The organism is Selenomonas sp. F0473 (assembly GCF_000315545.1).
In the GTDB taxonomy this organism is placed as follows: domain Bacteria; phylum Bacillota; class Negativicutes; order Selenomonadales; family Selenomonadaceae; genus Centipeda.
This window is the reverse complement of the sequence record NZ_JH992902.1, coordinates 1,136,470-1,150,248: the sequence shown is the minus strand read 5'-3', so window position 1 is coordinate 1,150,248 and position 13,779 is coordinate 1,136,470. Positions and strand designations below refer to the sequence as shown.

Annotated in this window: 13 protein-coding genes and 1 tRNA gene; 10 read left to right on the top strand and 4 right to left on the bottom strand. The window is 57.0% G+C overall.

Annotated features, from left to right (window positions below; translation table 11 throughout):
• The first annotated feature begins 205 nt into the window (after positions 1-205).
• The 5 genes from HMPREF9161_RS05305 (at position 206) to HMPREF9161_RS05290 (ending at position 4,868) form a co-directional block, all read left to right on the top strand.
• The gene (locus HMPREF9161_RS05305) at positions 206-1,552 is read left to right on the top strand and encodes an S-layer homology domain-containing protein (RefSeq protein WP_009728659.1); all 1,347 of its coding nucleotides are present in this window, start codon (positions 206-208) and stop codon (positions 1,550-1,552) included.
• A gap of 355 nt (positions 1,553-1,907) precedes the next feature.
• Positions 1,908-3,263, top strand: coding sequence for an S-layer homology domain-containing protein (locus HMPREF9161_RS05300; RefSeq protein WP_009728658.1), 1,356 nt, complete (start codon positions 1,908-1,910; stop codon positions 3,261-3,263).
• A gap of 204 nt (positions 3,264-3,467) precedes the next feature.
• Positions 3,468-3,941 (top strand): IS200/IS605 family transposase, encoded by a 474-nt coding sequence (gene tnpA / locus HMPREF9161_RS05295; protein ID WP_009728657.1) that lies wholly within the window; start codon positions 3,468-3,470, stop codon positions 3,939-3,941.
• Positions 3,942-4,143: 202 nt separating this feature from the next.
• On the top strand, positions 4,144-4,266 hold the full coding sequence (locus HMPREF9161_RS10130) for a hypothetical protein (protein WP_255344686.1): 123 nt from the start codon (positions 4,144-4,146) through the stop codon (positions 4,264-4,266).
• A 74-nt stretch (positions 4,267-4,340) separates the two neighbouring features.
• Positions 4,341-4,868 carry an N-acetyltransferase gene (locus HMPREF9161_RS05290; protein WP_198002155.1) on the top strand — a complete coding sequence of 176 codons (528 nt, stop codon included), beginning with the start codon at positions 4,341-4,343 and terminating at the stop codon, positions 4,866-4,868.
• Between the two features lie 162 nt (positions 4,869-5,030).
• On the opposite strand, the gene HMPREF9161_RS05285 is transcribed toward HMPREF9161_RS05290, so the two are convergent.
• Complete coding sequence (locus HMPREF9161_RS05285) at positions 5,031-5,216, bottom strand: YjfB family protein (RefSeq protein WP_009728656.1); 186 nt, start codon at positions 5,214-5,216, stop codon at positions 5,031-5,033.
• 12 nt (positions 5,217-5,228) lie between these two features.
• Positions 5,229-6,059, bottom strand: a complete 831-nt coding sequence (fliD, locus tag HMPREF9161_RS05280; RefSeq protein ID WP_037348591.1) for a flagellar filament capping protein FliD — start codon at positions 6,057-6,059, stop codon at positions 5,229-5,231.
• 158 nt (positions 6,060-6,217) lie between these two features.
• On the opposite strand from fliD, the gene mtaB reads away from it, so the two are divergent.
• The 5 genes from mtaB (at position 6,218) to nirJ2 (ending at position 11,000) form a co-directional block, all read left to right on the top strand.
• Positions 6,218-7,522, top strand: a complete 1,305-nt coding sequence (gene mtaB / locus HMPREF9161_RS05275; protein WP_009728654.1) for a tRNA (N(6)-L-threonylcarbamoyladenosine(37)-C(2))-methylthiotransferase MtaB — start codon at positions 6,218-6,220, stop codon at positions 7,520-7,522.
• 139 nt (positions 7,523-7,661) lie between these two features.
• Positions 7,662-7,739, top strand: a tRNA-Arg gene (locus tag HMPREF9161_RS05270).
• A 179-nt stretch (positions 7,740-7,918) separates the two neighbouring features.
• On the top strand, positions 7,919-8,584 hold the full coding sequence (locus tag HMPREF9161_RS05265) for a TetR/AcrR family transcriptional regulator (RefSeq protein WP_009728653.1): 666 nt from the start codon (positions 7,919-7,921) through the stop codon (positions 8,582-8,584).
• Between the two features lie 44 nt (positions 8,585-8,628).
• Positions 8,629-9,819, top strand: a complete 1,191-nt coding sequence (gene nirJ1, locus HMPREF9161_RS05260) for a putative heme d1 biosynthesis radical SAM protein NirJ1 (RefSeq protein ID WP_009728652.1) — start codon at positions 8,629-8,631, stop codon at positions 9,817-9,819.
• Positions 9,816-11,000 (top strand): putative heme d1 biosynthesis radical SAM protein NirJ2, encoded by a 1,185-nt coding sequence (gene nirJ2 / locus HMPREF9161_RS05255; RefSeq protein WP_009728651.1) that lies wholly within the window; start codon positions 9,816-9,818, stop codon positions 10,998-11,000. Before nirJ1 ends, nirJ2 begins: the two co-directional genes overlap by 4 nt.
• A 372-nt stretch (positions 11,001-11,372) precedes the next feature.
• On the opposite strand, the gene HMPREF9161_RS05250 is transcribed toward nirJ2, so the two are convergent.
• Positions 11,373-13,229, bottom strand: a complete 1,857-nt coding sequence (locus HMPREF9161_RS05250; protein ID WP_009728650.1) for a heavy metal translocating P-type ATPase — start codon at positions 13,227-13,229, stop codon at positions 11,373-11,375.
• Between the two features lie 22 nt (positions 13,230-13,251).
• Positions 13,252-13,470, bottom strand: a complete 219-nt coding sequence (locus HMPREF9161_RS05245; protein WP_009728649.1) for a heavy-metal-associated domain-containing protein — start codon at positions 13,468-13,470, stop codon at positions 13,252-13,254.
• Positions 13,471-13,779: the final 309 nt, after the last annotated feature.

Here is a 13,779-nt window from a genome sequence, read left to right as displayed (position 1 = left end):
ATAAAACGCTGAAAATAAGATGAAAATTATAACCTGTTATAAATTTTTTCGCCATAAGGCTTGTATTTTGCTAATGTACGTGCTATGATGAAGCCGTTCCAAGAGGTTGAGAATCTATCGCAAAAAGGAAACAAGGATACTTCAGCGAGAATTCGCTCCTTTTGGAAATCGATAAAGTTTTATTTATCAGAAGGAGGAGTTTCTCATGAAGAAGACTCTCGTATCCGCGCTGGCAACGGCTCTTGTTGTCGGTGCGGCAAGCACCACGTTCGCCGCTGCGAACCCGTTCTCCGATGTGCCCCGCGATCACTGGGCATACGACGCCGTGACGCAGCTCGCGGCCGACGGCGTTGTCGAAGGCTACGGTGACGGCACGTTCCGCGGCGACCGCAACATCACGCGTTACGAGATGGCGCAGATGGTCGCAAAGGCGATGGCAAAGGGCGATATGTCCGCATCGGATCGCGCGCTCGTCGACCGCCTTGCCGCCGAGTTCGCGGATGAGCTCAACAACCTAGGCGTCCGTGTCTCCAACCTCGAGCGCAATGCCGACATGGTGAAGTGGAACGGCAAACTCGAGTATACCTATACGAGTCAGCGCAAGAAGTTCAATCATACGAAGACGAACGATGACAATCTCTTGTTCCGCCTCGAACCGTCGGCTGAGATCAACAGCCACTGGCACGTGAACGCACGCCTTGATGCGGAGACCAAGCTGAAAACGGACGCGGGAGATGACGACGGAGACAAAGTCACGCTTAAACGGCTCTATGCACAGGGAGACTACGGCAACTTCCAGGTGAAACTCGGCAAGATGGAACTGCTCTCCGCCGAGGCGTATGCGAAACCCGGCGCTCTCGTGTTCGACGATGAGTTCTCGGGCGCCGAGGTCAGCTTTGGCAAGGATTTGAAGTTCAAACTGCAGGCCGGCCGCATTGATCTGGACGACGCCTTCGGCGCGCCCGGCGGCGGTCACGGTGCACACAACCTGCCGGGGGATGAAGACGTGGCGAACTATCAGGGCGTCGAACTGCAGTATGACAAGAATAATGTCCTGCTGGGTGCGGGCTACTACCATCTGGGATCCAATTATTTCAGAGGGATGCATTTCCACAGGAGAAATACGGTCCGGTACCTCAACGACAGAGCCGAGAATCTTAGAAACACGAAGGCGGATATCTGGGCCGTGAACGGCGGCGTCCGATTCGGCGACGCGGGCATGCTCTCCGGTGCTTACGCAGAGAACACAAAGGCGGACAATGCAAAGAGTTCCTGGCAGGTCACCTATGAGTACAAGGGGGCTGACCCGGAGGACAAGGGATCGTGGGGCGCTTATGTTGCCTACCGCAAACTCGGCGGATTCGCTTCCCCGTTCCCGACGAGCGACGGTGCCATGTGGGATACGAAGGGCGTAGAAGTCGGTACGGATTATACGCTTTTTAAAAACGTAGTGCTCTCGGCGAAATATTTCCGCGGCAAGGAGATCTATGTCGGACCGACGGCTGAGGACAAGGCGGAGAAACTCTTCGGCCGCGTCGAGTTCTTCTTCTAAATACTTGCGGCACCCGCCGCGGAACAACGCCCCCTTCATCTTTGGAGGGGGCGTTTTACTGTCCGTCGCAATAGCCGCAGATATTTTCAAGGTTCTAGGGGAGAAGGGTTGTACCGCATATCGCCTTTGCCGGAGGGAAGGAACAGCGTATAAACCACTGAAAATAAGATGAAAATTACAACCTGATATAAAATTTTTTACTCATAAAGCTTGCAATTTATTAATTCGCATGCTATGATGAAGTTGTTCCAAGGGGTTGGGAATCTATCGCGAAAAGGAAACAAGGATACTTCAGCGAGATTTCGCTCCTTTTGGAAATCGATAAAGTTCTATTTATCAGAAGGAGGAGTTTCTCATGAAGAAGACTCTCGTATCCGCACTGGCAACGGCTCTCGTTGTCGGCGCGGCAAGCACCACGTTCGCGGCTGCGAACCCGTTCTCCGATGTGCCCCGCGATCACTGGGCCTACGACGCCGTGACCCAGCTCGCCTCTGACGGCGTTATCGAGGGCTACGGCGACGGCACGTTCCGCGGCGACCGCAACATCACGCGTTATGAGATGGCGCAGATGGTTGCAAAGGCGATGGCAAAGGGCGATATGTCCGCTTCGGACCGCGCGCTCGTCGACCGCCTTGCCGCTGAGTTCGCGGATGAGCTCAACAACCTCGGCGTTCGCGTCTCGAACCTCGAGCGCAATGCCGACATGGTGAAGTGGAACGGCAAACTCGAGTATACTTACACGAGTGTACGTCCTGAGAGCCGTCGTCGTATTAACGATGATCAGCTTCTTTTCCGTCTCGAGCCGTCTGCGGAGGTGAACAGTCACTGGCACGTGAACGCACGTCTTGACGCAACGACCGATATGATGAAAGACGGCAACGATGCAACGCATGGCGACTCCCAGGACAGTCATGTTTCACTGAAGCGTGCATGGGCACAGGGTGACTATGACAACTTTACCGTGAAGCTCGGCAAGATGGAACTTCTCACGGCTGAGGCCTATGCCGCACCGGGCGCCCTTGTTTTCGACGACGAGTTCTCGGGCGCGGAGGTTTCCTTCGGTAAGGATGTCCAGCTCAAGCTGCAGGGCGGCCGCCTGAATCTTGAGGATGTGGCTGGAGCCGCGGTCGTTAATGGGGTCGCTGAACGCCTAGTTAACAATGGAACGTTGACACAGAATCAGGCAGACAGCCTTCTGTCCGATCACCACGCCAACTATCAGGGCGTCGAACTCCAGTACAATAAGAACAACCTGATGGCAGGCGTCGGCTACTATCGTGTGGGTGCGGATGCTCTTCGCTTTGTCACCAAAGATGCTAAGGATAAGATGAACATTTGGGCGGCAAACCTCGGCTATCGTTTCGATAAGAACAATATGCTCTCGGGTGCTTATGCTCACAATAAAGATTTTGATACAGACAATAAGTACAAGAAGTCCTATCAGGTCACCTATGAGTACAAGGGTGCAGACGCTGCGGATAAGGGCTCGTGGGGCGCATATGCTTCCTACCGTTACCTCGGCGGCGCATCGCTCGCTTTCCCAACGCAGGACGGTGCTCTCTTCGCTACAAAGGGACTTGAATTCGGAACGAACTACACGCTGTTCAAGAATGTCGTCCTTTCCGCGAAGTACTTCAATGGTAAGACGATCGCCGATCAGCCGAACAATAAGGTTCAGAAACTCTTCGGCCGCGTTGAGTTCCTGTTCTAATTGATTCTCAGCACAAAAAGCGACATTGTCGCATGAAAAATCCCCCGCCTTCGGGCGGGGGATTTTTTTGTTGTATAAAGAAAACCACGCGATAGTCGCGTGGTTCCAAAGAGCTTAAGCGGTGAAAAAAATAGACCCTAGTATGGTAAGCTAGAGCCGAGCCTGCCAGCTTAGCAAGAGCAACCGTACTAGGGAGGTCACATAATGTCAAAACAAGAAAATGCAGACAGACATAGTTTAGCACATACGAGGTGGAATTGTAAGTACCACATAGTATTTGCCCCGAAATATCGGAGGAAAGTGTTTTATGCAGAGAAACGGACGGCAATACGAGAGATATTGCGGACGTTATGCCAGTGGAAAGGAGTAGAAATAATCGAAGGAGAGGTGTGTCCGGATCATATCCACATGCTGATAAGTATCCCACCGAAAATGAGTGTATCGGGGTTTATGGGGTATCTAAAAGGCAAGAGCAGCTTAATGATATTCCAGAAGTTTGGGAATATGAAATTTGCATATAGGAACCGGGAGTTTTGGTGTAAAGGTTACTATGTGGATACGGTAGGGAAAAACACGAAGGCGGTAACAGAATACATCGAAGGTCAACTGAAACGAGACAGGGAATCTGATCAGTTGAGTTTATTTGACCCAAGAGACCCATTTATGGGTAGCAAGTAACAAACGCATGGCTGGCAGGCCAATAAAAAGCGTACTTGTACGCCGCTAGTAATATTAGGGCTATGCCCGAAAATGAAAAACTACCCGCTACGCGGGTGGATATTTATTTGTCGGGAAACCATTGCGAATATACGTGAACTCCCATATAATAGAGGAACAATGAGTTCCTATTTTATCATGAAGATTTTAAGGGGAGATAGATATGGCGACCAAGAGCTTTTTAAAAAGTATCAACATTAAAGGCCGCAGACAGCTGAAAGCTTTTGTAGGAGCCTTGGAGCGAGCGGAACGGGGACGTGAAAAAATACGGATACCGATCATGTGAGCTATTATGAAGTTCGTGACCCGGATCAAATCGATACGCTACTGCGTAAATATCGTCGGGGGTAACAATTCCGAATGATAGGAACGATCGTCGTTAACTTGCGAGATTTGATAGACGCAGGAAAAGATGAGGAAATAGATCATATACGGTCGGAGTTTTCCTGTCCATATAACAAAGATGTGGAGAATTTTATTAAAGAGAAAGCCGTTTTATTTTCAAAACAGGGAATTGCAGCTACGTATCTCGTCCTCAAACAGTATCGAGGTGAGGACGCCGTGGTGGGATATTTTTCCATTGCGCAGAAGTATTTCCATATCGACTTGAAGAAGAATAGTTTAAGCAATACGCAGCGTAGGAGAATCAATAAATTTTCTTCTTATGACGAGGACTTGCGCAGATATATTGTCTCAGCGTTGCTCATTGGGCAGTTGGCGAAGAATTACGCAAACGGATACGATCGCTTGATCGAAGGGGATAAACTCCTTCGAATTGCATGTGATAAGGTTATGCAGATTCAACGGATATCCAGCGGAAGGTTTGTGTATTTAGAATGTGAGGATAAGCCGCGGCTGTTAGAGTTCTATGAACGGAATGGATTTTAGGCTTTTGGAGAGCGACTGCTTGACGAGGATGAGAGTAATGTCATTTTTGGGAAGCGATTGATTCAGCTGTTTAAATATCTATGAAGCGGGGACTTGCCCGCTCTGTCCATAATACGGCAATAAAAAACCTCGTCCCTTTAAAAGGGACGAGGTTTTTCAAGTTTACGCGTAGATGTCGACGCCGTTTCCGAGGTTCGGATCGACGCTCGCGGTCGTCTCCTCGAGGAGCTCGAGCGCGTCGTCGTTCGCATGCATCGCCATCTTTACGGCGGCGATGCCGAGGTCCTGCATATCCTGCCGGCGATGCATATTGACCGACAGCTGCGCAATATCCATTGTGAGATCCATTTCATATTCTCCTTAGACGTAGATGCTGAACAGGTTCAGCATGCTCGAGTATCGCGACATTGCGGAGAGCGATCCGCCCGACAGCATACCGTCGGCGTAGCCCAGCTGCTTGCCGATGGATTGCTGCATCGATGGGAAAACGCGGCTGCGCGAACTCTGCGCAAGCTGCGCGTGACGATCCGCGCGTCCCGCGAGACCATCTTTGCCGAGGATCGCCTCGGATTGTGCGGGCGAAGTCGTGAGCGCGCGCGCAAGGCGGCTCTCGTTCACCGTCATCTGTCCCGTTTTCGCATTGACGGTGATGCCCATCTTGGCATAGGAGTCCGCTTTGTACGTCGTGTCTGAAAAGTCCGAAGCAAGACGGCGCACCCCCGGGCCTGCGTCTCTGTTCCCGGCGAGGAACCCGTTGGTCTCGTTGTACTGCGCGACGAGATCCTTGACGTTGCCGATCGCCTTTTTGAGACGGTCGCTGTAGGTCTTAGAGCCGTCGGCATTCGTCGTAATGTCCGAACCGTCGAGATCGTAACTCATCGTCTTGACGGTGCCTGCGGATTTGCGCAGGTCCTGCATGTTTGCGTCGTACTCTTTGTAGAACTTCGAACTGGTTTCGGCATAGGACTTGCGGAGACTTGCCGCCTGATTCGCAATCGAGAAGATCGCGTTCAGTTCCTGTGCGCTGGAGTCCTGCGCGCGGTACTGCGCGGAAAAGAGACTCGTGCCCGCGCCTGCGCGGCTCGTATCCCCTCCGAAAAGCGCGGCCGTCGCATTCGTACGCGAATTGCCGCTGTAAAGAGACGAGTAGATGGAGCGCGCGGCTCCGGTCATCTGGGTAATGGTTGCCATGAATATCCCCCCCTCCATGGTGTATGGCATGGCTACGATTCCTTGTACTTATTATATCGCATTTTTGGGAAATGTCATTAGTTTAGCGGAAAAATTTATTGTTCCGAACGGCCGGTTCTATGGTACAATGGAAAATATTTTAGAAGAGGAGGTGCGTCTTGGGCGCGGTTGCATTCATGACGCTCGGCTGCAAGGTCAATCAGTTCGAAACGGAAACGATGGAGGGACTGTTCCGTGCGCGCGGCTATGAGGTTGTGCCGTTCGAGGAGCGGGCGGACGTCTATGTCGTCAATACCTGCTCGGTGACTCATCTCAGCGACCGAAAGTCGCGTCAGCTGATCCGCCGCGCGGCACGGACGAACCCGCGCGCCTGCATCGCAGTCTGCGGCTGCTACGCGCAGGTGGCACCCGAGGAGATCCGGGCGCTCGAGGGCGTGCGCGTGGTGATCGGGACGAAGGAACGCGCGCAGATCGTGGACTATGTGGAGGAGGCGCTGCGCGCAGAGGATCACGTTGCGGGACGCATCACGGACATCATGCAGGCGCGGACCTTCGAGGACATCCCGCTCGCGTATATGCCGCACCGCACGCGGGCGTTTCTTAAGATTGAGGACGGCTGCCAGAACTTCTGTACATTCTGCATCATTCCCTATGCGCGCGGTCCTGTGAAGTCGCGGACGCTCCCGGCGGTGCGGCGTGAGACGGAGCGGCTCGTGGCGGCCGGGTTCCGCGAGATCGTGCTGACGGGGATTCATCTCGGCGCCTACGGGATCGACCTCGCGGAGCGTCCGACGCTGGCCGATGCCTGCCGCACGGCGCTCTCTTTGCCGGGGCTCGGCCGTCTGCGTCTCAGCTCGCTCGAATCGGTGGAACTCTCGGCCGATCTCCTCGAACTGATCCGTACAGAGCCGCGCTTTGCGGCGCATCTGCACCTGCCGCTCCAGGCGGGGAGCGACGGCGTCCTCGCGGCGATGAACCGCCACTACGATACCGCGGCGTTCGCACGGCTCATAGAGGACGTGCGTCGTGCCGTACCGGGGGTCGCAGTTTCGACGGACGTCATCGTGGGGTTCCCGGGCGAGACGGAGGCGCAGTTTGCGGAGGGGATGGACTTCATACGTCGGATGGGGTTCGCGCGCATGCATGTGTTCCCGTATTCGCCGCGCAGGGGAACGCCCGCCGCGCGGCGGCCGGATCAGATCCCCGCGCCCGTCCGTAAGGAGCGTGTGGCGCGGATGCAGGCGCTTGCGGCAGAACTCTCGGAGAACTGCCGCCGCGCGGCGCTCGACACGGCGGCGGAGGTCCTCTTTGAAACGACCGAGAACGGCATCGCCGACGGGTTGACGGACACCTATATCCGCGTCTATACGGACGCGCCCGTCACACGCGGCAATCTCGTCCCCATGCGACTCACGCGCCTCTATCGCGACGGTATATGGGGAGAGCGCGTAAGAGAATATTAGGGATAGAAAAAGATATGAATCTTCCCCACCGTGCAGTGATTGCCTATGATCCCACAGACGGTTATGTAAGCCGCGCCAAAATTCCCCCTTGACACGACCTCCTAAAAATGTTAGTATAATCACCGTCGCAAGACGAAGTGACTCAGTAGCTCAGCTGGATTAGAGTATTTGACTACGAATCAAAGGGTCGGGGGTTCGAATCCCTCCTGGGTCACCATTTCAATGAACGCGCAGGCGTCGACTTTGGTCGGCGCCTTTTTTGTCGTTCTCAATAAGCGTATTGAGAATGAAAATATGAATGTCGTTCATATTTTTCTTTTCAAACGGGAATTTTTTCGCTATAATGATACCGTAAGTTGTTATTTAAAGAAGGGTGGAGTTTTGTTGGAGGCGAAAATGGGACGGCGCGAGCGCAAGAAAATGCAGTCGCGCAGGATGATTCTCGAGGCGGCGATCAGCGAGTTCTCGAAGAACGGCTACAAGGATACGTCGGTCGCGGATATTATGAAAACCGCGGATCTCGGGATCGGTACGTTCTACAATTATTTCACATCGAAGGAGGACCTCCTGTTCTCGCTGTTGGGGCGGCTCGGAGACGCGATCCGCATGGCGCTCGCGGAGGCGCGCGCGGCCGAGCGGACCGCACTCGAACTCCTCGAGGTCGGCGCGCATGTGACGGCAAAATTCCTCGATGAGAACCGGTTTGTGATGCCGCTCTTCCTCGCGGCGTCGCGCCGCCAGGGCCCACAGGACCCGCACGAAACGGGAGACTCCTTTCGCGGCGCGCTGGAGGATGCAAAGACCGCGCCGCATCCGCGCGGAACGGCGGAGAGCGGCAGGCGCATGACGCCGCAGATCAAAGAGATCTTTACGGAGATCATCGCACAGGGACAGGCCGACGGAGAGATTCGCCGCGATGTGCCCGTGGATCTCATTGCCGAGATGTTCCACTCGCTCTACCAGGCGGCGGCGTTCAGCAGGCTCGATCTCTCGTTCCAAGAGAACATCGCGCTCAAAACGAAGCTCCTGCTCGACGGGATCCGCGCGCGCGACGAGGCGTAAAGTCTTTTTACTCTGTGTATGATATTTTCGGATAGGGGATCCATATGATCAGCGTAACCAAACTGCTCTTTATGGACGCGCACTACGGCGACGCGCTGCGCTACGGGCATAACGCGCATCGCATGCGGAACGGCGCGGCCGAAGGGATGGGACCCGTCGTCGTCTGGAACTCGACGCGCACGTGCAATCTGCGCTGCCGCCACTGCTATATGGAGTCGGACGGGAAAAAGTATGCGGGGGAGCTCACGACGGAGGAGGCTAAGCGGTTCATCGACGACTTGGCCGATTTTCACGTGCCCGTACTGCTGTTTTCGGGCGGGGAGCCGCTCATTCGGCCGGATTTCTTCGAGCTGGCAGAGCACGCACGCGACCGCGGGGTACGCCCGACGCTCTCGACGAACGGGACGCTCATCACGCGCGACGTCGCGCAGCGCATCAAGGACCTCGGCGTCGGCTACGTCGGCATCTCGCTCGACGGCCTCGCGGATGTGAACGACATGTTCCGCGGCGTGGAGGGCGCGTACCGGCGCGCGATGGAGGGCATCGAGAACTGCGTCGCGGTCGGGCAGCGCGTGGGGCTGCGCTTTACCATCAACCGGCACAACATCATGGAGCTCGATAAGATCTTTGACTTCATCGAGGAAAAGGGCATCAACCGCGTCTGCTTCTATCACCTCGTTTACTCGGGGCGCGGCGGCCGGATGATGGACGAGGACGTAACGGCCGAGGAGTCGCGCCGCGCGATGGACACGATCATCGCACGGACGAAGGACTTCGAGGCGCGCGGGCTCAAAAAGGAGATTCTGACCGTCGACAATCACTGCGACGGCGTCTATATGTACATCAAGGCGCTCGCGGAGGGCAACGACGCGGGGGCGGCGCAGATCCGAAAGCTCATCGGCGCGAACGGCGGCAACCGATCGGGCATCGCGTTCGGCGAGGTGGATCCGCTCGGCTATGTGCATCCCGACCAGTTCACGCAGCATCACACCTTCGGCAATGTCCGGGAGCGGCCGTTCGGCGAGATCTGGCAGGATATAACGCATCCGATTCTCGCGGGGCTGAAGGATCGAAAGCCGCTGCTCAAGGGGCGCTGTGCAAAATGCCAATACCTCAGTTGGTGCAACGGGAATTTCCGCACGCGCGCGGAGGCGCGGACGGGAGATTTTTGGGCGTCGGATCCCTCGTGTTATCTGACGGACGAGGAGATCGGCCTCAGGGAGGCGGCGCTGTGAGTGCCGTGCAGGAGTTCTGTGCCGCATCCGCCGCGTGCAAAGAGGCGTTCCGGCCGCACACGGGGGGCGCACATCCGGGACACCCGCACGGCGCGGGGCATCCGGGCGGGCATCCCCACGGAGCGGGGCATCCCGGCGGACGACCGGGCGGACATCCGCCGGGCGTTGCGGGCGGCGGAGTGAAGATCATCTCGTGGAACACGACGAACGCGTGCAATATGTACTGCGCGCACTGCTATCGCGATGCGGGCTGCCGTGCGGAGGAGGAACTCTCGACCGCAGAGGGGAAGAAACTCCTTGATGAGATTGCGCGGGCGGGGTTCCGCATCATGATCTTTTCGGGCGGGGAGCCACTGACGCGTCCCGACATCCTCGAGCTCGTTTCCCATGCGCGCGGGCTTGGGCTGATCCCGGTCTTCGGCACGAACGGCACGCTGATCGATCTGCCGACGGCACAGGCGCTCAAGGATGCGGGCGCGTGCGGCATGGGCATCTCGCTCGACTCGCTCGATCCGAAAAAGCACGACACGTTCCGTTCGTTCCCGGGCGGCTGGGCGGGCGCGGTGCGCGGCATGGAAAGCTGTCGCGCCGTCGGGCTGCCGTTCCAGATCCATACGACGGTGATGGATTGGAACGCGCATGAGCTCGAGGCGATGACGGATTTTGCCGTGGAGATCGGGGCGAAGGCGCACCACTTCTTCTTTCTCGTGCCCACGGGACGCGCCGAGACGATCGAGGAGGAGTCTTTGCGCGCCGAGGCGTATGAGGATGTCCTGACGCGGATTATGAAGAAACAGGAGACCGTCGACATCGAACTCAAGCCGACCTGCGCGCCGCAGTTCCTGCGCATCGCCGATCAGATCGGCACGCGGACACGTTTCACGCGGGGGTGTCTGGCGGGACTGACGTACTGCATCATCAGCCCGCGCGGCAAGGTGCAGCCGTGCGCGTACCTCAACCGCGAGCTCGGCGACGTGCGTAAAACGCCCTTCGACGAGATTTGGGCGAAGAACGAGGTGCTTGCAAAACTCCGCACGCTCGATTACGGCGGCGGATGCGGTTCCTGTAACTATAAGAAGTCGTGCGGCGGCTGCCGCGCGCGCGCGGCGTATTATCACGGCGGGGATTATATGGCGGAGGAGCCGTGGTGTCTGTATCATGGGCGCCGCGGACAGACGTGAGGCGTGACGTGCGATCTTGGCGTCTAGCGTCGTTATTCGTCGAATACTGCGCTCGACGTAGCTCTTAACTACACCTTCGCTTGTATTCTCCTCATGCCTAGCTATACATCCAAGCTTGCGCGTCACTTAGTGTTGCCTATAGAGGGGGCGTGGCGCGGGATTTTCGCGCCTAGCGTCGTCATTTTTGGCAAACGCTTCGTCGACATAGGTTTTGGCTACGCCTTCCTCGCGTTTGCCTCAATTCCTAGCTATGCATCGAAACTTCCGTGTCGCTTAGCGGTGTCTATGGGGGCGTAACGCGGGATTTTTGACCATATAAAAACCGACAGTATCGACGATTCGATGTCGATGCTGCCGGTTTTGTTTTTGCATTTATTCTTTCACATGCAGCGCGCGCATGGCGTTGAGGATGGCGAGGACGGTGACGCCGACGTCGGCGAATATGGCCGCCCAGAGCCCCGCCATGCCGAGCGCGCCCAGGACGAGCACGACGGCCTTGATGCCGATGGCGAAGATGATGTTCTGCCAGGCGATGCGCATGGTCTTGCGCGCGATGTCGATGGCGGTGGCGATCTTCTTCGGCTCGTCTGTCATGAGGACGACGTCCGCCGCCTCAATCGCCGCGTCGGATCCGAGCGCGCCCATGGCGATGCCGACGTCCGCGCGCGCGAGCACGGGCGCGTCGTTGATGCCGTCGCCGACATAGGCGACGGTCGTACCTTCCTTACGGTGGGCGAGGCGCTCCTCGACCTCCGCGACCTTATCCTGCGGAAGAAGTTCGGCATGGATCGTATCGATGCCGAGGGACTTGCCGACCGACGCGCCGATCCATTTTGAATCGCCCGTCAGCATGACGGTCTCGCCGATGCCGCGCTCCTTGAGCGCGTGGACGGCGCTCTTGGCATCGTCCTTGACCTCGTCGGCGATGTGCACGACGCCCGCATAGCGGCCGTCGATCGCGAGACAGACCGCCCCGACATGCGGAATGGGCGGCATAGCCGCGGTCTTGTGCGCGGCGAGGAATTCGAGTTTGCCGAGGAGGATGATGTGGCCGTTGATGTGCGCGGAGATGCCGTGCCCCGCATTCTCCTCCAGGGCGTGGACGTCAGCGTCGTTTGCGCGTTTGCCGCTCTCGGTGAAGGCCCGCACGATGGAGACGCCGATCGGATGCGTGGAATATCGCTCGGCGTTCGCCGCGTAAAAGAGCACCTCTTCTTTGGAAAAACCGTTCGCGGGCAGGACGTCCGTAACGCTGAAGCTGCCCTTTGTGAGCGTCCCCGTTTTGTCAAAGACGACGGTGTCAGCGTTCGCGAGCGCCTCGAGGTAGTTGCCGCCCTTGATGAGGATACCGGCGCGGCTCGCCCCGCCGATGCCCGCAAAGAATGAGAGCGGCACGGAGATGACGAGCGCGCACGGGCACGAGATGACGAGGAAGGTCAGCGCGCGGTAGATCCACATGCCGAAGGGATCGCCCGTTACGAGCGGCGGGATGACGGCGAGGAGCAGGGCGCCGATAACGACGGACGGCGTGTACCAGCGCGCAAAACGCGTGATGAACGCTTCGGTCGTCGCTTTCTTGTCCGTCGCCTCTTCCACGAGCGACAGGATGCGCTCGACGGTGGATTCCTCATACGGCGTCGTAACCTCGATTTCGAGGACGCCCGTTTGATTGATGCACCCGCTGATGATCGCGTCGCCCGTATGCGCCTCGCGCGGCATGGATTCGCCCGTGAGGGCAGAGGTGTCGAGGAGTCCCTCGCCTTTCTTGATGATGCCGTCGAGCGGAACGCGCTCGCCCGGGCGGACGAGAATCGTGTCGCCAACCTCCACCTCGTCGGGGAACACCTCCTCCTCCGCACCGCCCCGCAGGATGCGCGCGGTGTCGGGGCGGATATCCATGAGCGAGGAGATGGAGCGCCGGGAACGTTGGACGGCGTACGCTTGGAACCACTCGCCGATCTGGTAGAGCAGCATGACCGCGACGCCTTCGGAGTAGTCGCCGAGGAGCAGCGCGCCGACGGTTGCGATCGCCATGAGGAAGTTCTCGTCAAAGACGCGTCCGTGCCGGATGTTGACGGCCGCGCGCCACAGAATGTCCCAGCCGATGAGGGCATAGGCGGCGAGGAGCAGCACCATGCCGGGCATCGTCTTCTCGAAGATCATGCCGGGGATGAAGAGCGCGGCCGCGCCGCAGATGCGGCAGAGCATGCGCTTTTGTTTTTTTGTCATGATGCGGCTCCTTTCGGGTCGTTTAGCCCTCGAATACGGCGTCCGGTTCGATCGTCTTGATGATCTTCCTGACCTCGCCGAGGATCTCGTCAAAGCGCGCGTCGTCCGCGTCGAGCGTCATACGCTGGCTCATGAAGTTCACGCGCACCTTGTTCACGCCGTCGAGTTTCGCCACGGCGTCCTCGATCTCCTGTGCGCAGTGGCCGCAGTCGAGCTCGCTCAGTTTAAATGCCTTCTTCATAGTAATCGTCCCCTTCTATTTTTCACAACATATGAATGACTATTCATATGTTGTATTATAAGGGCAGGGAAAGGGGATGTCAATAGGTATTTTTTGGTTTTTTATAATAAATACTCACCCGCGTAGCGGGTGGTTTTTCATTTTCGGGCATAGCCCTAATATTACTAGCGGCGTACAAGTACGCTTTTTATTGGCCTGCCAGCCATGCGTTTGTTACTTGCTACCCATAAATGGGTCTCTCGGGTCAAATAAACTCAACTGATCAGATTCCCTGTCTCGTTTCAGTTGACCTTCGATGTATTCTGTTAT

Excerpts from the sequence above, each read along its gene's own strand:
- tnpA (WP_009728657.1), top strand. The coding sequence starts at position 3,468 with ATGTCAAAACAAGAAAATGCAGACAGACATAGTTTAGCACATACGAGG.
- HMPREF9161_RS05245 (WP_009728649.1), bottom strand. The coding sequence starts at position 13,470 with ATGAAGAAGGCATTTAAACTGAGCGAGCTCGACTGCGGCCACTGCGCA.
- HMPREF9161_RS05300 (WP_009728658.1), top strand. The coding sequence starts at position 1,908 with ATGAAGAAGACTCTCGTATCCGCACTGGCAACGGCTCTCGTTGTCGGC.
- HMPREF9161_RS05305 (WP_009728659.1), top strand. The coding sequence starts at position 206 with ATGAAGAAGACTCTCGTATCCGCGCTGGCAACGGCTCTTGTTGTCGGT.
- fliD (WP_037348591.1), bottom strand. The coding sequence starts at position 6,059 with ATGGCAACCATTACCCAGATGACCGGAGCCGCGCGCTCCATCTACTCG.
- nirJ1 (WP_009728652.1), top strand. The coding sequence starts at position 8,629 with ATGATCAGCGTAACCAAACTGCTCTTTATGGACGCGCACTACGGCGAC.
- HMPREF9161_RS05265 (WP_009728653.1), top strand. The coding sequence starts at position 7,919 with ATGGGACGGCGCGAGCGCAAGAAAATGCAGTCGCGCAGGATGATTCTC.
- HMPREF9161_RS05290 (WP_198002155.1), top strand. The coding sequence starts at position 4,341 with ATGATAGGAACGATCGTCGTTAACTTGCGAGATTTGATAGACGCAGGA.
- HMPREF9161_RS05250 (WP_009728650.1), bottom strand. The coding sequence starts at position 13,229 with ATGACAAAAAAACAAAAGCGCATGCTCTGCCGCATCTGCGGCGCGGCC.
- HMPREF9161_RS10130 (WP_255344686.1), top strand. The coding sequence starts at position 4,144 with ATGGCGACCAAGAGCTTTTTAAAAAGTATCAACATTAAAGGCCGCAGA.
- HMPREF9161_RS05285 (WP_009728656.1), bottom strand. The coding sequence starts at position 5,216 with ATGGATCTCACAATGGATATTGCGCAGCTGTCGGTCAATATGCATCGC.